The following is an 18,811-nucleotide window of genomic DNA, read 5'->3' as shown; positions in this document are numbered from 1 at the left end:
TCATCAACAATCTCAGCACCAGCAACAACCTCATGCGAACCCTGAGCAAAATCAGCATTCGTCGAAATCTCCGGCTTTGCAGAAGTATCAGCAGGCTCCTCCGGCTTTTCCGAAGAAGTCGTGCTTGAAGGCTCAGTACTGGTCGTGGTCTTCGAAGAGGAGGTCTCCGAGTCCGATGGCTCCGAGGTCTCAGATTCCGAGCTGCTCTCCGTCGATGGTTCAGAGCTGTTGGACTCCGAGGTGCTTGGCTTCGAGCTTGTAGTTGAAGTCTCCGACGAAGACGACTCCGAAGGCTTGTTGTCCTTCTTAGAGTTTACGGTTTGGTCTTTGTCATTAATGTCCTTGTGCTCAGCAACATGGTTCGGCTTCTCAGCATCAGGAGTTTCCTCGCCCTTGGCATTAACCGAAGTAGAGGTCAACTCCTCGAAAGCAACCGCAGCTTTGACCGGATTCTTTACGTCACTGTCAACAGTGATTTCCACGTCAACCTTGCCAGCGGACTTCTTCGGGGTAAAGGTCTTTTCACCCTTACCAATCACAGACTCGTCTGCCTTATTAACCAATTCCGCATTCAGGGTGTATTTCTTCCCTGGGACCAAGTCCTTGTACTTAACGGTATCGGTTACCTTAGCGCCGGACTTAACTGTCTCGCCCTTATCCAGCTTAGCCTTGGTGGCAATCTCTGGGTTCCAGACGGAATTTACGGTCTGTGCCTCGTCGCTCAAGTCCTTGTGCTCAGCGATGACATTCTTCTTGTCAGAATCAGAGGTGGACTTTCCTTCCGCATCAACCTCAGTAGAGGTCAAGGTCTCAAAGGCGACTGCCGCGTCAATAGGCTTCTTAAGATCACTGTCAACAGTGATCTCCACGTCCACGTCACCGGAGGACTGTTCTGGAGTAAAGGTCTTCTTGCCCTTGCCGACGACCTGGTTGTCCCCAGCCTTATCCTTCAGCTCAGCCTCAAGAGTGTATTCCTTGTGCGGGACCAGATCTTCGTAGTGAACCGTGTCCTTTACCTTTGCGCCAGCAACAACCTGATCAGCATCGTCGGCAAACTCTGCCTTGGTGCCAATCTTTGGCTGCAACTTCTTCTCAGATGCACTAGTAGTTGGAGTCGATTCGCTAGGCTCAGTGCTTGGCTGAGTAGTGGATTGCTCCGTCGAAGGTTCCTCAGAGGAAGTGGTCTCCTCAGTCGAGGTCTCCTCATCGGAAGGTTGCTCTTCGGTGGAATTCGGAGTGGACTCTTCCTCCGTAGGCTCGTCTTCCGTGGTTTCTTCCTCAGAAGGTTGCTCGGGAGTCGTAGATTCTTCCGGCTGCTCCTCTTCGGTATCGGGCAGGCCCGGCTGATCCGGCGGCATCAAACGTTGAAACCTACCGGTAGCGCCTAATGAACCTTGCCCTATTAAGCGCCCGTCAGGTCCCACTACGGTGATATAGGCATCTTCAGGAGCTTTGGGAACATCCACCCCAGACACATGGACCAAAGGCCAACCTGCTGAATCTTCAACCGTGAAACCGGTGAGCTGGGTAAATTCTTCGAGACTACCATGGTAGAACCCCATGGTCTGTGCAAAAATATCGTTTAACTGTTCGTCAGCGGTTGGGGCAGTCATATACTCGTGCACGCGTTCTTGAACAGACGGATCACCAATTAAGGCACTCAAGTAAACTGAGTAGGTAGCTACCGTTGCCTTATCGCCTTGTTTATAGGCCTGTATCATCTTCGTGGCCACATTAATTGCAGCGTCACGACGCTCTTCGGGGATCTCCACCTTGCCAGCCTGATCAATATCGTAAAGTGCCCCATTTGTCCGATGCATCGGATGATATTTACCGATGTCGATACACCATGCCCAACCGGCATTGTTTTTCGGATTAGCCCAATTACGATATTTTCTAGCTTCCTTCGGCGGTTTTCCCGCCCAGACGAGCGAACCCCATTCAGGGTCTCCGCCGCTAATCTTTCCATTAGGGTTACCCAAATCATCATTAGCGGTGATATCAACCTGACCGCCCGATTCTTGAGCATTAGCCCCTGGAACTGTGACCATGGCAGCGATAACCGCAATAACAGCAAGCACTGCGGTTAAAACCGACCACCTTCCACGAGGGAAATCTCTCACTCCACTCATTTTTCCCCTTTTCGAAAGGACGAATTCTTACAACTTCCGACTGCACAACGGCTTTTTATCCGTGCAGAGTTTTAATATGAACTTGAACACACAGCAAGGAATCTCGGTTTACCAACCATTCAGATTGCCGCCATTTGTGCCTTTTGGAGAGTACCAATCCCTGACATTTAATGAAACAGATCCACACTGTTAACGTTGATACATCTACTAATAGTTTTTATCGATCTATGGATAGAACATAAGGAACGCTTGGAGGAAAAACCTTCGACAAATAAACCTATGTTCGATATTCAATGCAGAGCGATTCGCCACCCGAAGGAATATACACTGCGTATTTTAACACATTTACAGTGTTTATTAACACTGTTAACACCAATATCCACGTTCAGCCTTTACACCATTAAGATTAAACGTGCAGATTTTTAAAACCTCCGTCACCAGGAAATTTGTAAATCACATCTTCATGCTTCCCAGTCCTCTGAGGCAACAGGAACATACTTCAGACGTCCATACGTTCGATTTTTCTACACTTCAGTCAGCCCGCAGCATAATCCAACCTTTCCCCAAGCGCTGATCGAAGAAACTGATTTAAAGTTAAGAAAAATTTCATTTTGTTCGACACGTCACACTCAAGATATACACCTGTTCAATAAAATTGCACTTTATAAAACCACGGTGCAGCGATAAAATGCACCCAATACGGGTTCTCGAAAATCGCAAAGCAGAGCTATTTCCCAGCGTTCGATAGAAGAGTTAAGGTATCCCGATAGCTTACATTTAGATAATCTTAAGTTAATAAAAGTGAAGGATCTTGACCCAACACCGCCAGCCACGCTAGCTATGTTTCAAATCATCCGATCAAAGACCATTGATGCTTCTCACAGTTTGATTCAGTTAATGCAGGTCGAATAGGCAGATCTCATTCAGAGATATTCCCCTTTAGTAATAGTGATCAAATTTTCTATTAATGGCATTGTCAACAAGATGACTTTCATCTAGTTACACACCTTTTACGGTGCTAGTATTTTTATCGGTTTAAAACACTAACCCCAGAAAGGACCGGAAATGTCTATTCCTTCTTTTATTGCTAGCGCCATCGCTGCTGTACTGCCTCTAACTGGCAGTACGGGCCCAGTTGACGCCCAGGACCAGCTTGCTGAGCCAGAGGTAAACCAGACCGCTGACGCTGAGCAGTCTACCAACCAGTCCGATGAGCCCGGCGCTCACGCCGAAAAAGGCCGCATCACCGGTGACAAGGAAGATGTAATCAACGGAGACCAGGACTACTCTGCGCCCATCCTGCAGAGCGGTAAGTTGGCTGTGCAGCGCGAACTCGCGCTCGCTACTGACGAGCTGGGCCACGAGTTCATGAACATCGACTTCAAGGACAGCCACAGCGCACACCTGACCTTCCCGGAAACCTATAACCCGGATACTGATCAGGCAGCCGTGGACCGCGTGCTGGAAGCACTCAAGATCAATGGCTACGACAACCTGACCGCTGCTTACTAAAGCTGAACGGGCATAGCCTCGGGGAGCCCCGAGGATCCTAAAGAAGGGGCGAGGTACCTCACCAAGGTACCTCGCCCCTTCGGCCTAAACGACAGGATGTGTTGGTGAAGTTATATGTTTAGCCAGTCTGGCCTGCTGGTATTAGGATTATTTCACTTATCCGGAGGGATAACGCAGTCTCGGGCCTGAAATACCACCGGGGGCGTGCTGATGTGCTAGGCGCCGAGGTTCACGATGAATGGATGAGTAAGAATCATCCTCGATGCCCCGTCTGTAGCAGGGCGTGCACCAAAATACGGGACTACAAGCATCAATCCGCCAGCGATGGCGATGGAACACCTGTAAAGCCACTGTCACTCGCGCTAGAGGCTGAGCCAGGAAAGTGGACGCATCAGAGGCCAGGCCTTAGCCAAAGCACACACCCTAGCCAGCCAAGAAACGCAAGCCACCAGCGGCCGTGAATACGGCCGACCAGCAACTTTCGACAGTGCCTATAACCACTCTATGGGAATACGCAAAGGCCACATGCCCTAAACCACGCAGTCCACCAACACAAAATGTCGTTTAACCCGACACGCCGGAAAACAACACATTTTGTCGTTTAACCCGCCCCTTCTTACTTTTATGAGCTCCCGGCTGGGCGGGGCTCATCAATGCAACTGTGTCCGTTACTGGTCCTCCATGACATCGTGTCGCACGATGGTCTGGACGCGGCCAGGGCCGACGCCGATATACGAGATGCGGCAGCCAGACAGTTCCTCCAAGCGCAGCACATAATCCTGTGCCTTCTGTGGAAGTTCCTCGAAGGTGGTGCACTCAGAGATGTCCTCGTCCCACGCCGGCATGGTTTCAAAAATCGGCTCGGCGTGGTGGAACTCAGACTGGGAAACCGGCATCTCGTCGTAACGCTTGCCGTCAACGTCATAAGCCACGCAGATAGGAATCTCCCCAATGCCGGTGAGCACATCGAGCTTGGTCAAGAAGTAATCCGTAAAACCATTCACGCGCGTGGCGTAGCGAGCAATCACGGAATCGTACCAGCCGCAGCGGCGCGTGCGGCCGGTGTTCACGCCGACCTCGCCGCCGGTGGTCTGCAGGTACTCGCCCCACTTATCAAACAGCTCCGTGGGGAACGGGCCTGCGCCAACGCGGGTTGTATAGGCCTTGATAATGCCCAGCGAGGTCTTAATCCGCGTCGGTCCAATGCCAGAGCCAACCGATGCCCCACCCGCAGTCGGGTTCGAGGAAGTCACGAACGGGTAGGTGCCGTGGTCAACGTCCAACATGGTGGCCTGGCCGCCCTCCATGAGCACATTCTGGCCATTAGCAAGCGCTTCGTTCAGTTCGAGCTCGACGTCGATGACCATGGGGCGCAGGCGGTCGCGGTAGCTTAGGAAGTACTCCACAATCTGCTCAGCCTCGATGGCTTTGCGGTTGTACATCTTCACCAGCATCTGGTTCTTAATCTCCAGCGCGGACTCGACCTTCTGGCGCAGGATGGACTCGTCGAAAATATCCTGCACGCGGATGCCAATGCGCGCGACCTTATCGGCGTAGGTCGGCCCAATGCCGCGGCCGGTGGTACCGATGGCGCGCTTGCCCAGGAAACGCTCCTGCACGCGATCGAGGGTCTGGTGATACGGCGCCACGAGGTGCGCATTCGCGGAAATCTTCAGGCGGGAGGCATTTGCCCCGCGCGCTTCCAGGCCATCAATCTCATCAAAGAGCGCCTCGAGGTTAATCACCACGCCATTGCCCAGCACGGGAATGGCGTTTTCAGAAAGAATACCGGCGGGCAGGAGCTTCAGCTCGTATTTTTCACCGCCGACCACGACGGTGTGCCCGGCGTTATTGCCGCCGTTCGGCTTGACTACGTAGTCAACTTTCCCGCCAAGGATATCGGTAGCCTTGCCCTTGCCTTCGTCGCCCCATTGGGCGCCGACAATGACGATCGCTGCCATCTTTTAAGTCACTTCCTCATTATTGAAGCCAAAATACGCATTTACCTTACACTTTTCTGGCCGCAATAGCCCACGTAGCATGATGTGCATGCGTTTTTTGTTCCTCCGCTGCGGCGCCCCCGGCGTTGATTTGCCCGCAGAGGCCTATGACCTTTCGGCCGTTCCTTCCCGCAAGGAGCTCTCGCTTATCGATGCCGCCGCCACCAACCTCCTCCCCCACGACCCCACGCCTTCGCTTGACGAGATCGCCGCGCAGCCCGATGTCCGCCACCTCGGCGCCCCTGCCGCCGCCCCGCAGGAGCCTTACCTGGAGGACCGCCTGCGCATCGTGGTTGCGGGCTCGGATTCGGCGCTGAACGCCGTCATCACCCGGCTCATGCGCGCCGATAACCTGTGGGCTGAGGTAGCGTTCATTCCCACGGGCGAGTCGGCCGCCGCCGCTAATTGGGGCCTGCCCGCCGCGCCGCAGGAGTCCCTCGAGGTCGCCCGCACCGCCCCGGTTCGCCCGGTGCCGCTCATCCGCAATGATTCCGGCCAGGCCGTCGCCGGCTCAGCAACCATCTCAGATTGGTCGAATGGCCCGCTTACCGGTGAAATCATCATCGATGATGACACCCTCGCCGCCTCCGGCCGCGGCACTTTTGGCGCGCGGCTGGTCCCCATGACCGATGCCCCGGGCATCCTGGCGGCCCGCGCAACCTCTCCAGTCGAGCCCGAAGGCCGCCTCCTGCGTTCCCTCCTGCGCAAGCCCGGTCGCCTCGACCCAGACTCCGTCCACACCGGCCGCGCGGTCCAGGCAGGCGGCCCCCAGCTGCGCGTGCTTGTCGATGCCATCCCCCACAAACGCCCCCTCACCCGCGTCACCTTCTACCGCCATCTGCGCGACCTCCAAGTCGTGCGCCCCTAGTCCACCCGTCACAGCTAACGCCGGTCCAGCCAGCTCACCCCGTCTCCGCTGACTCGGCCCTCGGTTGACTCAGCTCGCGCAACTCGGCAAGCGCCCCGCTCGGCGGATATCCGGGCGTGGTCCTGCTAATTCTGCCCTTTCGGCTTATCTTTGCGCTCCCACACCTCCGGCGGGAACGCCGGGTGCGTAGAGGTAGGAACCAGGTGCGCAACGGCGGACTCGCGCGAGAGCCCGCATACCATGAGCATGTCCACAACAATGGACCTCGTCTGCGCGAGAATCGTATACGCAGAAAGCGTCGCGTCTTCTTCGATAAGATCCATGCCTGCTTGACCACCCACGTAGCGCAGTCGCTGTACCAGCTCGGGTATCTCTATCGCCTCATCGTGGTCCCGCTTTTGCCTGCCGTAAAGCTCTCCCACCGCGAGGATAATTTCTGATAGTTCTTCCAAGAGCTCTAGCTGCTTTTCGGACACGCTATCACCGTCTTCAGTAAGCACGAGCGCGCGGCGCGATAAGACCCGCACCCCGCGCACCGCATTATCTACCGGCAACAGGATGCGCTCCAGGGACCGAATGCTCCTGCGCGAGGTCCACAAAAGCGGCGATACTTCCGATGCCTCCCTGCCCGACTGCGCCGCACTCAACAGCGTATTCACGTCATTTTGCGTGCCGCGCACCGCATCGCGGGCATCGCGAATAATCTCAGGATTGGTATCGCGGATGCCATGCGTGACGTCATTGAGAATGCTCGATGCAATCCGCAGCACCTTCGACACCTCGCGCCTTGCTTCCTTCAACGGCGAATTCGGGATCAGTGCAATCGTGATAAGCCCAATGCCGGAACCAATCATCGCGTCGATGGCCCGGTGCAAGCCACCCGGCCCCTCGGTCGGCGGAAAAATCGTGGCGATAAGGATGGAACCAAAAACAATCTGGTTGGACACCAGCGGCGATTTCGTAATAAAGGACCCCACCACCAGGCCGGCTCCCACGATGAACAGGATCTGGAACGGGCCCTGCCCCACCACTTGGAAGAGCAAATCGCCCACAGCCACGCCGACGATGCCGCCTAGCGACATCTCCAATGCCTTCTTCATCCTGTCCCCGCCCGAAAGCCCCAGGATGATAACCGCGGAAATAGGCGCGAAGAACGGCTGCGGATGCCCAAAGAGAGAGCTAGCCACCCAATACGCCAATGCGGCACCAACGGTGGCCTGGATTATATAAACGAAGCGCGAACGGATGCGTTGCAGACGCGATAATACTGAGCGGTCCACCACCCGCAGCATTTGCCTCGTTGAGACTCTTTGTTTCGCTTCCGACATGTCCTCCAGCATAGAAGACCGCTCTCTACCACCGCCCCCCGAATACCCGCATCCCGGCCCGCGCCAGGTTGTGGATAACGCGCTATATGCGCGCCTCAGCGACCCCAGCAGCGCGAGAATTCCACAGATTCGCCGTTTCGCCCTACTTATCCATTGCCGCATACCCATTCCGCTTTTACGGTCAGGAGCCGTGAACACAGAATTTTTGCAACTTTGCCGTCGCGGTGTGGACCTCGTCGCCGAGTTTCAGGGATGCTCCGAACAGCAGCTCATCGAGGCCGGCGCCAGCCAGCTCCTCGCCGCGCAACTCGCCCGCCTGCAACACACCTATTTCGGCCGCACCTCCAATAGCCGCAAGCAGCGCCTCGCCTGCGAGGCAGCTCGTTCACGCGGCCACGACCTCGCTGTGCTTGAAAGCATCGAGTCTTTCGCCCACCGCGTGAAAGACACCAACCGCAGTTGGGATCTCCGCCTGGAGCTCTGCCGCGCGGAAGCCCACCTGATTCCGGCGATCGCGAAAAAGCGCCTCAAGCAGCTCAACCCCGCCAAGCGGCCCTCCCACGGCGTCCGCTACACCCGACGCCCCAATGGCCCCCACACCATCTCCATCACCGCGGACCCCACGGATATCGCAGATATCAAGGGCGTTCTCGCTTCCGTGGATAAGGAAAACCCGCTTGCGGCGGCCAAGCAGGTCATCCTCGAGGGCAATCCCGGCGCGCTCCCCGCGGTCCATACCAACGTGATCATTACCCTCGACCAACTAGATCACATCACTGCTGGCCAGGGCGATGACATCATGCTTCAGCTTTCCAACGGCGCGCGCATGTCCGGCGCCCAGCTCGTCGCCCGCACCCTCGCCCAACGTGGTTACGTCAGCTTGGTTCACCCCGAGCACGGCGCGGTAAACCTGTATCGCACCGAACGCATGGCCAGCTGGAAGCAGCGCATGCTAGCCCGCGCGGAACATCCTATTTGCGCTTGGCCCGGCTGCTCCACGCCTGCCGATGACGCCCAAGTCCACCACCTCACCGCCTGGGCCGCCGGCGGCCCCACGAACCAAGAAAACCTCGTAACGCTCTGTGCCCATCACAATGCGGTGAACCAAGATGATGATTCCCGACCCACCGCACGCGGGCGCATGGTTCGCATCAAGGGCCGCATCGCTTGGATCCCGCCGTGGAGCGGTAACCCGCGGTTCATCCCCTCACCCGCCCATTCACCACGACCAACAAGGAGTTACGCCTAATCCTCACCCCACCCAGTCCGTCTGGTCCGTCTAATCCACTCGGGTCGCTGGGCCTGCCGTTCCCGCCTGGCCTTGCCAGCCTATATTTCTGCCCAATCTCGCTGGCATAGCTGGTCGGGCCGGCATAGCTTGTCTGGCTGATCTGGCATACGTGCCTGCTCTGTCTCATACCCGGCAAGCCCCCGCCGCATCCTCGCACCCCACAGATGGGCCCAGCAATAGGTCCAGAGATCGGACCAGAAATAGGAAGAGCCGCCTCCCACACAGGGGGAAGCGGCTACTTCGTCGTGCCTACAGCGCGGTCGCGCCTTCGGCTTCAGCTCAACATGGAGCTAATTGGGACTCGTCCTACTTGGCCGTGGTCTTACCCACGGAGTGGAGGTCCTGACATGCCTCGATGACGCGCTCGGACATCCCCTGCTCTGCCTTCTTCAGGTAGGAGCGTGGGTCGTAGACCTTCTTGTTGCCTACCTCGCCGTCAATTTTGAACACGCCGTCGTAGTTTTCCATCATGTGGCGAGCCACTGGGTTGGTAAACGCGTACTGGGTATCGGTGTCCACGTTCATCTTGATGACGCCGTAGCGCAGCGCCTCTTCAATCTTCTCCTTCTCGGAGCCGGAGCCGCCGTGGAAGACGAAGTCAAAGGCGTGCTCGCCCTCGCTCAGGCCGAGCTTCTTCTGCGCAACCTTCTGGCCCTCCAGCAGGACCTCGGGGCGCAGCTTCACGTTGCCCGGCTTGTAGACGCCGTGCACGTTACCGAAGGTAGCGGCCAACAAGTAGCGGCCCTTCTCGCCTGTGCCCAGGGCATCGATGGTCTTTTCAAAGTCTTCCGGAGTCGTGTACAGGTTATCGCCGGCCTTGGCCTCGACACCGTCTTCTTCGCCGCCAACGACACCAATCTCTGCCTCGAGAATGATGTGGGCCTTCTTCGCCTTTTCCAGAAGCTCCTGGGCGATGACCAAGTTTTCATCGATCGGAATAGCAGAGCCGTCCCACATGTGGGACTGGAAGAGCGGGTTCTCACCGCGGTCAACGCGCTCCTGAGAAATAGCCATCAGCGGACGAACGTAATCGTCCAGAACTTCCTTCTGGCAGTGGTCGGTGTGCAGGGCGATATTGACGCCGTAGTGCTTCGCGGCCTCGTGCGCGAAGGCGGCTAGGGCCTGAGCACCTTTAACCTTGTTCTTGACCGCGAGGCCAGAGCCGAACTCTGCGCCACCGGTGGAGAATTGGATGATGCCGTCAGACTCTGCCTCGGCAAAGCCCTTCAGTGCTGCGTTGATCGTTTCAGACGAGGTGCAGTTGATGGCTGGAAATGCGAAGCCGTTCTGCTTCGCGGTGTCCAGCATCTGGTTATACGCCTCGGGGGTTGCAATTGGCATGAAATTCCATCCTTAAGTGGGATTGCGGTCAAACACGTTCCAACACTCAATTATGCCCACATTTGCGGATTCCCGCCGCAAAATTGGTGTGACATTTCCTGTGTTTACTACCCAACTCTCAAAAATGACGCGCCCCCACACGACAAACCCCGCGCAAGGTGTTTAACAGCACGGTTAAACGCCGTTAATCGCGACCCGATGTTTTATGCAGGTCACGAGCCACCCGAGCACACGCCTCCAGAAGCATCCAACCAGACAGCTGCACGGAAAGGTCGCGCTCATCCACGCGAATGATTCCCATCTTTTCACTCACGGTCGTGTGCCCGAAGCCGTAGTTGTGCGGTAGGCGAGCATCGGCGGTCCAGTCAGAGCCAAAAATTGGCAGACCATCAACCTCGAGGCGGTGCTCCCACACGGATTCGGCAGACGCCACCACCATGCGGGTCGCCAACTTTTTGGTGGCCCGGTTCGCGGGTGAGTCTCCGGGCAACCGCACGGCGACATCAGCAAGATAGCGCATCAGGATGCCCTTAAACAGGCCGCCATCACCATCACCGGTCTCCCAATCCACGACGCCAGACGGAGTCGCCATCCCGGAAGCAATAGCCTGCACCAGGCCACGGATCTTGATGATGTAGCTCATCATCTCGGATGCCAGCTCGGCCTCGTAGACGCTGTCGATCTGCTCCAGCTTGCCGATGCTCGACTCCTCCCGCATCGCCAACACAATCTCCAGGCATGCTCCCAGCATCACGCCTTGGCAATACGGGTGAACTTGTTTGACGATCTCAGGGCCATCCATGCGCATGCGCACGCCGTCCATGATGAAACCATCTTCATTGACCAAGTTGTCGTAGACCCAGTCAACAATGCGGCGGGCCGCGGTAATCTTTCCCATCCGCGCCAGCATGATTGCACCAGGGCCATTGGCCGGCACATTCATGAAGTTCTCGCCATCGCGCCACGGCAAAATGCCCAGCGAGTCATCGAGGCCTTCGGTGATATTTCCCTGCAAAGACGCTAACGCCTTGGGCGATTTCATCTTTTTTACCTCGCCCACACGCCCCAGAGCGAGGGCGAGCCAGGCTTTGTCGTCGAAGTACTTATTCTTGGTCAACTGCGCAAGATTCCGCACGCGAATCCCGCGCATGGTGTCAAGGATGCGCTGGCGGCGGGCCTTAGTATTCTTCCGCTCCGCCGCATCGACGAGGCAATCGAGGTAGTGCGCCTGCCACCAGTAGTGCCAGTGCACGAGGAGCTTTTCTTTCGTGGTGGGCGGCCAGCTGACGATGGCGAGGTTGGTTCGCGGCAGGCCCCATACGGAATGCGCATGGCGCTCATCAATGGCGGTTTCCGCGAGTTCGGCGCGGTGGGCCCACTTTTCTTCCACGATTTCTTTATCACTCCAGTAGCAAGGTTTATTACAGTTAGTGTAACGATCTCTTACCAGGAATTGTGCAGATCGGCGTGCTGCCGGATCCAAGTATGCATGGCGATGCCCGCGGCCACGCCCGCGTTGATGGACCGCGTAGAGCCAAATTGCGCGATGGAGCAGGTCATCAGGGCGGCATCTTGCGCGGCGGCGCTGACGCCGGGGCCTTCTTGCCCGAATAGCAGCAGGCTGCGTTCCGGCAGTTCGGCGGTTTCGAGGGGCACGCAACCGGGGGTGTTATCAAGGGCCACGACCGTCAGGTCTTGCTCGGCTGCCCAGGCAATGAGCTTATCGACGCTCTCATGATGCCGCAGATGCTGATACCTATCTGTCACCATGGCACCGCGGCGGTTCCACCGGCGCCGCCCCACAATGTGGACGGTATCGACGGCAAAGGCGTTGGCGGTGCGCACGACGGTGCCGATATTGGCGTCATTTTCAAAGTTCTCGATGGCGATATGCAGGCTGTGCCGCCGCTTATCGATGTCCCCCTTAATCGCCTCCCTCCGCCAATACCGATACGCGTCGACGACATTGCGCCGGTCGCCCTCGCGCAGCAGCTCCGGATCGTATTTGTCCGCCTCCGGCCCTTCCGGCCAGGGCCCTTCCCAGGGCCCCACGCCGTGCCGGCCCTCATTCCATTCGGTCGGCCCCTTCGCCTCCTCGGGCTGTTCTTGCTGCTCCTGCTGCTCTTGTTGCGCAGCACTCTCGCCCTGCGCGGCCCGCGCAATACTCTCGCCACGCGCACCCTGCCCGGCCTGCGCATCCTGACCGATCGACTCGGCCTGGGATGCCTGGTCCATCTCGTTACGCGAGTCCAAGGTCATCCAAGCCAAGCAGGGAACGGTATTCAAGGCCCTCGGCCGAGATGACGTCTTCGGCTCCGGTGGCGCGGTCAACGACGGTAGCTACGCCGACCACTTCTGCTCCGGCTTCGCGCAATGCGGCGACTGCCGTGAGCGGCGAGTTGCCGGTCGTGGTGGTGTCCTCGACCACCAACACCTTCTTTCCAGTCACGTCCGCGCCCTCGATGCGGCGCTGCATGCCGTGCTTCTTGGCTTCCTTGCGCACGACAAAGGCATCAATATCGCGGCCATCGGCATGCATGATTGAGGTCGCTACCGGGTCCGCGCCAAGGGTGAGGCCTCCCACAGCCGCAAAATCCCAATCCGCGGTGAGCTCGCGAAGCAAGGACCCGATGAGGCGGGAGGCTTCGTGGTGCAAGGTCGCACGGCGCAAATCAACGTAGTAATCGGCCTCTTTACCCGAGGACAAAGTCACCTTGCCGAGCACAACGGCAAGCTCCTTGACCAGTTCCGCAAGACGCTTCTTCTTGTCTTCTTGCAGGTGCACTTCAGTCATCGCATTGCTCCTTCTTTAGAGATTTTCGGCACATGAGGAAAGTCCTGGCTACATGGGCCAACGCAACATTCTAGGCTACTCCCCCTGCTGTGGCCCGGAATCGTCACGGCGGTCTTTATCCCCTTTATCCCTTGCCGCGGCCGGGCCACTGGCGTCTTGGGAGGCTGCGTCGCGGCCGTCATCGGAAGCATCTCCCGAAGCGTCGTCGAAGATGGAAGCCTCCCCGAATTGCTGTCGCGGTAGGCGGGCGGTACCTGAGTCGGGGGTGGGGCGTTCATTGCCATCGGCAATGGCATCGACCTCGTCCGCCCCAATCGCCGTGTGTTCAACCGGGCCACGGGTCTCGGAGTACGTGCGCGAGGGCATATCCAACGGTTCCTCCGGCCGCTGGATGACCGGCCGGGAAAACTCCGGCTGCCCCGCCGCCGCTGTTCCACCCACCGCGTCGACCACAGGTGCCGCGGGAATTTCCCTGGCCGGGTCCAAGTCCTCAAGGTGGATGGTATGCACGGAGGAGGAACGGGGCGGAAGGACGCGGGAAGCATCGGCAAGTAAAGCCAGGGGCGGCAGCATTGCCTCCCAATCCGCGGTGCGCGAGTGCTTGGTGGTTTGTGCCAAAACCCATTCGGTTTCCAGCCACAGCGCCGAGACCACCTCCGGCATGCGTTGCAGCGCGATGCGCACGCGTTCGTCTACCATCCGCTCCGTCACACCGCGATCGGAGGAATATACATCGAAACCCTCGATGCGCATGGCCAATAGCAGGTCCTCGGACATCTCGGCCTCTTGACTTTCGAAGCGCTGAAAATCAACGACCACATCCGATGCCGCTCCCGTCCGCATCGCCATCACATTGACGCCGTCAATATCCATCAGCAACATTTCGTGGCCATACACGTTGCCGGCAACGATGTCTTTCGGCGCGGCGCCGGAGGAGGCCACTCCCCTTGTCCATTCATCGACAAGGTACTGGTCCGACTTCATGTACTCAAAACCCCGGGTCTCCGCCCAGTTCTTGCGCTCCCGACGAATGGTGCCAGGGATAAGCGGCCGCGGCCGCCCTACCGGCTTAGGCTTTGCGTGACCTTCCGGTGGCTCTTCAGTCCCCTCTTGGCCTGCCTCTTCGAGGGAGTTATCCGCACCCGATTCCGTTTCTGCGTCTGAGTCCGCATCCTGGTTAATGTCAGAATCTGCGCCAGCTTCCGACGTCTTTTCTGTGTTGCCTGCAGTGTTGGCACGGACAGCACTGCCAGTTCTGCCGACATTGTCGGAGCTGTTGACGCTGTCAGAACCGGATGCGGGTGCTGCTGCATTGGTGTCGGAGGTAGAGGCAGCAGTGGTTGCGGTGGAGGCGTCGCCTTTTACAACGCCATTATCTGAAACAGCCTCGGAGTCGTTAGCGCTGGCTTCGTCGCTGGCATTGGCGTCACTGGCGCTATCCTCACTCGCCCTGTCGTCACCGCTGCGGTCCGAATCGCCTACCGTGCGATGGTGGCGGCCTGAAGAGCGAATGGAATCAGGATCGGATTCAACATCGGGGGACGGCGAGTACTTCGCCTCGAAACCGGGGTGGGCCTCAGTACTGCCTTCGCTCTCAGGATCTGTAACGGCCTCAGAGCCTGCGGCGTCTTCCGCATCCTCTTCAGTTTCCTCTTTAGTTTCGGGGCGTGCGTGGGAAGGCGCATCCTGGTCTTCCCAGGTGTCCCAGTCTTTCCGGTCGTGCTGGGATGCAGTATCACGCTGGGCATCGGCTGCGCGCTGCGTGCGGTCGTAGTACAGCAAGAAGCCACCGGCGATGCCGAGCACGAGTGCGAAAATCAGGAGTAAAGAAGCCATCATCTCCCGATAATAATAGGTACCGGCACCCCACGGTGCCGGTACCAGTCGGAGTCGGAGCGATTAATTGGAATTAATCGTTAACCGAAGTCCTATCCCCGCGTTCTACCGGGTTGGTCGGGTCTGCCGACCACTGCGACCAGCCGCCGATGTAGTGGCGCAGGCCGGTAAATCCTGCGTTCTCCATCGCCGCAAGGGCCAGTGCGGAGTGGTTGCCCGAACCGGAATAGATGATTGCATCCTTGGTGTTTTCTTGAGTCAATCCGGCAGCGGCCAGCACTTCACGGATTTCATCCGGCGACTTCAACGTGCGCACCCCATCGTTGTGGAAGAGGCGCTCGGGAACATTGACCGCACCGGGAATGTGGCCCGCCTTCAAATCCAGGTTCTCGCGGCGGCCGGCGAAGCGGTTACTCGAACGAGTATCGATGAGCACGCCATCGTGCTCGCGGACGTCATCAATCGTGGCGGTAGCCAGCTGGCCGGGAGTGACCTCGAATTTCGAGCCGACCGCAATATTGCCCGGTCCCGTCAGGGTTTGGTAACCGTGCGCGAGCCAGTTTTCCAGGCCACCATCGAGGATGCGCACATCAGTCAGGCCTGCCCACCGCAGCGTCCACCACGCGCGGCCGGCAAAAAGCCCGCGGCCCTCGTCATAGACCACCACGGGGCGGTCTTCCTGCAGGCCCCAAGAGCGGATCCAGGCTTGCAGCTTATCTTCGTCAGGCAGCGGATTGCGGCCATTGCGCGAACCAGGAAGGCCGACGAAGGCCGCGCCGGTATCGCCAAAAAGTGCGGTGGGAATGTGCAGAGAAGCAAAGTCGATGAAGCTCTGGCCCGTCTTGGGCTGCCAGTGGGTGCCGAGGAGGGTGAAACGATCGCCGTGGTAGATGGATTCTTTGAGTTCCTGCGGGGAAACTAAAATGCTCATGCCTTCCAGTCTAAAGGCATGAGCATTATTTTTCGCCCGGTAATTTAGCGAGCGGAAATATCCAGCTCAGCACCGCCATCGGCGACGTCGACGTGGACGGTATCGCCATCGGCAATGTCACCAGCCAGAAGCTTCTTCGCTAGCTTGTCACCAATAGCCTGCTGGATGGTCCGGCGCAACGGGCGGGCACCGTAGGCGGGGTCATAGCCGCGGTCGGCCAACCAGGACTTGGCGGAATCGGATACCTGCAGCGTCAGGCGGCGGGCCTCCAGGCGCTCGGTGAGACCGCGCAGCTGGATGTCCACGATGCCGCGCAGCAGTTCCTCCGACAACGGCTCGAACATCACCACATCATCGAGGCGGTTGATGAACTCCGGCTTGAAGGCACGCTTCACGGCCTCCATGGTCTCGTCCTTCGTACCGCCGGCGCCCAGGTTGGACGTCAGAATAATGACGGTATTGCGGAAGTCGACGGTGCGACCCTGGCCATCGGTAAGTCGCCCCTCATCGAGTACCTGGAGGAGGACGTCGAAGACGTCGGGGTGGGCCTTTTCCACTTCGTCGAAAAGCACGAGCGTATAAGGTCGACGCCGCACGGCCTCGGTGAGCTGGCCACCGGCTTCGTGGCCGACGTATCCCGGAGGGGCACCGACGAGCCGGGAGACGGAGTGCTTCTCGCCGTACTCGGACATATCGATGCGCACCATGGCGGATTCATCGTCGAAGAGGAAGTCCGCCAACGCCTTGGCCAGCTCAGTCTTACCCACACCGGTGGGGCCGAGGAAGAGGAAGGAGCCGGTCGGGCGGTTGGGGTCAGCCACGCCCGCGCGGGAGCGACGCACGGCATCAGAAACAGCGGTCACGGCCTCGCGCTGGCCGACAACCCTCTTGCCCAACACCGATTCCATGTTCAGCAGCTTCTCGGTCTCGCCCTGCAGCATCTTGCCGGCGGGAATGCCGGTCCACGCGGAGACGACCTCCGCGATGGTATCCGGGCTGACCTCCTCATCTAGCATGGTATTGCGCTGGGCGGCGGCCTTTTCTTCGGCTGCGGCCAGGTCCTTTTCCAGCGGCGGGATCTTGCCGTAGTTGATCTCGGAGGCTAGGGCGAGGTCGCCGTCGCGCTCGGCAATTTCTGCTTGGCGGCGGAGATCGTCGAGTTCTTCCTTGATATCCTGCACGTCATCGATGGCCTTCTTCTCGTTGGCCCAGCGCGCCTTGAGCTCGCCGAGCTTTTCGCGCTGGTCCGCGAGCTCGCCTTGCAGGGCGGCCAGGCGGTCCTTGGAGGCGGCGTCGGATTCCTTCTTCAGCGCGAGCTCCTCGATCTCCATGCGGCGAACGATGCGCTCGAGCTCATCGATTTCCTGCGGCGAGGAGTCGATTTCCATGCGCAGGCGGGAGCCGGCTTCATCGACTAGGTCGATGGCCTTGTCCGGCAGGAAGCGGTTGGTGATGTAGCGGTTCGATAGCTCCGCTGCCGAAACCAAGGCGGAGTCCATGATGCGCACGCCGTGGTGCACCTCGTAGCGCTCCTTGAGCCCGCGCAGGATACCGATGGTGTCTTCTACGGACGGCTCTGCGGCATAGACCTGCTGGAAACGACGCTCGAGGGCGGCGTCCTTTTCGATGTACTTGCGGTACTCATCCAGCGTGGTTGCACCAACGAGGCGCAGCTCGCCGCGGGCCAGCATGGGCTTAATCATGTTGCCCGCATCCATGGAGCCTTCTCCGGTAGCGCCGGCGCCGACGATGGTGTGCAGCTCATCGATGAAGGTGATAATTTCGCCCTCAGACTGCTTAATTTCATCCAGAACCGCCTTGAGGCGCTCCTCGAACTCGCCGCGGAACTTGGCGCCGGCAACCATGGAACCAAGGTCCAGGCTGATAAGCGTCTTGCCCTTCAGGGACTCGGGGACATCGCCAGCCACGATGCGGCGGGCCAGGCCTTCAACGATCGCAGTCTTGCCGACGCCCGGCTCACCAATCAGCACCGGATTATTCTTCGTCCTGCGCGAAAGCACCTGGACGACGCGCCGGATTTCCTGATCGCGCCCGATGACCGGGTCGATCTTTCCCTCGCGCGCTCGCGCGGTGAGGTCGGTGGCGTACTTGTCCAACGCCTGGAATTGGTCCTCCGGGTTCTCCGAGGTCACCTTGGCGGCCCCGCGCACGGAGGGGAAGGCGCCCTTAATGGCGTCGTAGGTTGCGCCGCGTCCAGTCAGCAACTCGGCAGCGTCGGTCTTCGAACCGGCGATGGCGGCGAGGAGGACTTCGGTGGACACGAACTCATCGCCAAGCTCGCCCGCCAGTTCCTGCGACTTGGTCAGTACGTTCAGGCCATCCCGGTTGAATTGCGGGTTGGACATATTGGCGCCCTCGGCGCTGGGATAAGAATTAACCAGCTCGCGCGCTTCCTTCAGCACGGTATCCGGGTCAACGCCGGTGGCCTTAAGCACCGGCGCGGCAATGCCGCCTTCCTGCCCAAGGATGGCCGCCAGCAAGTGCGCCGGGCGGATATCCGGGTTGCCATTCGCGGAAGCGGTCTGCAGGGCTTCCTGCAGCGCCTCTTGTGTTTTGGTGGTGGGGTTAAAAGAACTCATCTGTACGTTTCTCCTTCTAAGATTTATTCATCCATTTTAAGGATTCACTTGGTATAACGCACATAAAGTTGAGCCTATTCCACTCAACCCAAATTTTTTGAGTCCCATTACGTTGTTAGCAGTTCCGCTTGAGGTTACCCAGGATTCGTAACTCTGCCCCTGTGCAGGGGCAGGTTAT

At 58.6% G+C, this 18,811-nt stretch carries 13 protein-coding genes and 1 pseudogene; 4 read left to right on the top strand and 10 right to left on the bottom strand.

The features are described 5' to 3' along the window. Positions 1 to 1,820, bottom strand: a 1,820-nt coding sequence (locus ABRP93_RS10595; protein WP_349887905.1) for a VaFE repeat-containing surface-anchored protein, incomplete at its 3' end; no start/stop codon positions are given. Positions 1,821 to 3,197: 1,377 nt separating this feature from the next. Here ABRP93_RS10595 and ABRP93_RS10590 point away from each other — a divergent pair. Together ABRP93_RS10590 and ABRP93_RS11730 are read left to right on the top strand one after the other, a co-directional pair. Further along, positions 3,198 to 3,644, top strand: a complete 447-nt coding sequence (locus ABRP93_RS10590) for a hypothetical protein (protein ID WP_349887904.1) — start codon at positions 3,198 to 3,200, stop codon at positions 3,642 to 3,644. A gap of 402 nt (positions 3,645 to 4,046) precedes the next feature. Then, positions 4,047 to 4,178 (top strand): annotated as a pseudogene (locus ABRP93_RS11730) (IS1249 family transposase); the annotation flags it as partial. Positions 4,179 to 4,312: 134 nt separating this feature from the next. On the opposite strand, the gene ABRP93_RS10585 reads toward ABRP93_RS11730, so the two are convergent. Then, positions 4,313 to 5,605, bottom strand: coding sequence for an adenylosuccinate synthase (locus ABRP93_RS10585; protein ID WP_349887903.1), 1,293 nt, complete (start codon positions 5,603 to 5,605; stop codon positions 4,313 to 4,315). 88 nt (positions 5,606 to 5,693) lie between these two features. Here ABRP93_RS10585 and ABRP93_RS10580 point away from each other — a divergent pair, with 88 nt between their 5' ends. Next, a complete protein-coding gene (locus ABRP93_RS10580) occupies positions 5,694 to 6,512 on the top strand; it encodes a hypothetical protein (protein ID WP_349887902.1) in 819 nt (272 codons plus the stop codon). 125 nt (positions 6,513 to 6,637) lie between these two features. On the opposite strand, the gene ABRP93_RS10575 is transcribed toward ABRP93_RS10580, so the two are convergent. Then, positions 6,638 to 7,852 carry an FUSC family protein gene (locus ABRP93_RS10575; RefSeq protein ID WP_349868108.1) on the bottom strand — a complete coding sequence of 405 codons (1,215 nt, stop codon included), beginning with the start codon at positions 7,850 to 7,852 and terminating at the stop codon, positions 6,638 to 6,640. Positions 7,853 to 8,030: 178 nt separating this feature from the next. On the opposite strand from ABRP93_RS10575, the gene ABRP93_RS10570 reads away from it, so the two are divergent. Then, positions 8,031 to 9,089: an HNH endonuclease signature motif containing protein gene (locus ABRP93_RS10570; protein ID WP_349887901.1), complete on the top strand. Its 1,059-nt coding sequence runs from the start codon at positions 8,031 to 8,033 to the stop codon at positions 9,087 to 9,089. Positions 9,090 to 9,437: 348 nt separating this feature from the next. On the opposite strand, the gene fbaA is transcribed toward ABRP93_RS10570, so the two are convergent. The 7 genes from fbaA to clpB all read right to left on the bottom strand — a co-directional run bounded on the left by fbaA (position 9,438) and on the right by clpB (position 18,633). Beyond that, entirely contained in the window at positions 9,438 to 10,472 is a 1,035-nt protein-coding gene (fbaA, locus tag ABRP93_RS10565) for a class II fructose-bisphosphate aldolase (protein WP_023024081.1), read from the bottom strand. A 184-nt stretch (positions 10,473 to 10,656) separates the two neighbouring features. Continuing rightward, positions 10,657 to 11,862 (bottom strand): glycoside hydrolase family 76 protein, encoded by a 1,206-nt coding sequence (locus ABRP93_RS10560; RefSeq protein WP_349887900.1) that lies wholly within the window; start codon positions 11,860 to 11,862, stop codon positions 10,657 to 10,659. A 53-nt stretch (positions 11,863 to 11,915) separates the two neighbouring features. Continuing rightward, positions 11,916 to 12,731: a TrmH family RNA methyltransferase gene (locus tag ABRP93_RS10555; RefSeq protein ID WP_349887906.1), complete on the bottom strand. Its 816-nt coding sequence runs from the start codon at positions 12,729 to 12,731 to the stop codon at positions 11,916 to 11,918. Then, positions 12,712 to 13,266, bottom strand: a complete 555-nt coding sequence (gene pyrE, locus ABRP93_RS10550) for an orotate phosphoribosyltransferase (protein WP_349887899.1) — start codon at positions 13,264 to 13,266, stop codon at positions 12,712 to 12,714. Before pyrE ends, ABRP93_RS10555 begins: the two co-directional genes overlap by 20 nt. Before the next feature lie 75 nt (positions 13,267 to 13,341). Continuing rightward, entirely contained in the window at positions 13,342 to 15,105 is a 1,764-nt protein-coding gene (locus tag ABRP93_RS10545; protein WP_349887898.1) for a TtfA family protein, read from the bottom strand. Between the two features lie 70 nt (positions 15,106 to 15,175). Then, positions 15,176 to 16,033, bottom strand: coding sequence for a sulfurtransferase (locus ABRP93_RS10540; RefSeq protein WP_349887897.1), 858 nt, complete (start codon positions 16,031 to 16,033; stop codon positions 15,176 to 15,178). Between the two features lie 44 nt (positions 16,034 to 16,077). Further along, positions 16,078 to 18,633: an ATP-dependent chaperone ClpB gene (gene clpB, locus ABRP93_RS10535; protein ID WP_349887896.1), complete on the bottom strand. Its 2,556-nt coding sequence runs from the start codon at positions 18,631 to 18,633 to the stop codon at positions 16,078 to 16,080. Between the last annotated feature and the right edge of the window lie 178 nt (positions 18,634 to 18,811).

The sequence above is a fragment of the Corynebacterium sp. KPL2850 genome, assembly GCF_040225855.1.
GTDB lineage: Bacteria > Actinomycetota > Actinomycetes > Mycobacteriales > Mycobacteriaceae > Corynebacterium.
This window is presented reverse-complemented; position numbering and strand designations above follow the sequence as displayed.

Coding starts and splice junctions, on each gene's coding strand:
- pyrE (WP_349887899.1), bottom strand. CDS start 13,266: ATGACTGAAGTGCACCTGCAAGAAGACAAGAAGAAGCGTCTTGCGGAA.
- ABRP93_RS10590 (WP_349887904.1), top strand. CDS start 3,198: ATGTCTATTCCTTCTTTTATTGCTAGCGCCATCGCTGCTGTACTGCCT.
- ABRP93_RS10540 (WP_349887897.1), bottom strand. CDS start 16,033: ATGAGCATTTTAGTTTCCCCGCAGGAACTCAAAGAATCCATCTACCAC.
- fbaA (WP_023024081.1), bottom strand. CDS start 10,472: ATGCCAATTGCAACCCCCGAGGCGTATAACCAGATGCTGGACACCGCG.
- ABRP93_RS10585 (WP_349887903.1), bottom strand. CDS start 5,605: ATGGCAGCGATCGTCATTGTCGGCGCCCAATGGGGCGACGAAGGCAAG.
- ABRP93_RS10575 (WP_349868108.1), bottom strand. CDS start 7,852: ATGCTGGAGGACATGTCGGAAGCGAAACAAAGAGTCTCAACGAGGCAA.
- ABRP93_RS10555 (WP_349887906.1), bottom strand. CDS start 12,731: ATGACCTTGGACTCGCGTAACGAGATGGACCAGGCATCCCAGGCCGAG.
- ABRP93_RS10545 (WP_349887898.1), bottom strand. CDS start 15,105: ATGATGGCTTCTTTACTCCTGATTTTCGCACTCGTGCTCGGCATCGCC.
- clpB (WP_349887896.1), bottom strand. CDS start 18,633: ATGAGTTCTTTTAACCCCACCACCAAAACACAAGAGGCGCTGCAGGAA.
- ABRP93_RS10580 (WP_349887902.1), top strand. CDS start 5,694: ATGCGTTTTTTGTTCCTCCGCTGCGGCGCCCCCGGCGTTGATTTGCCC.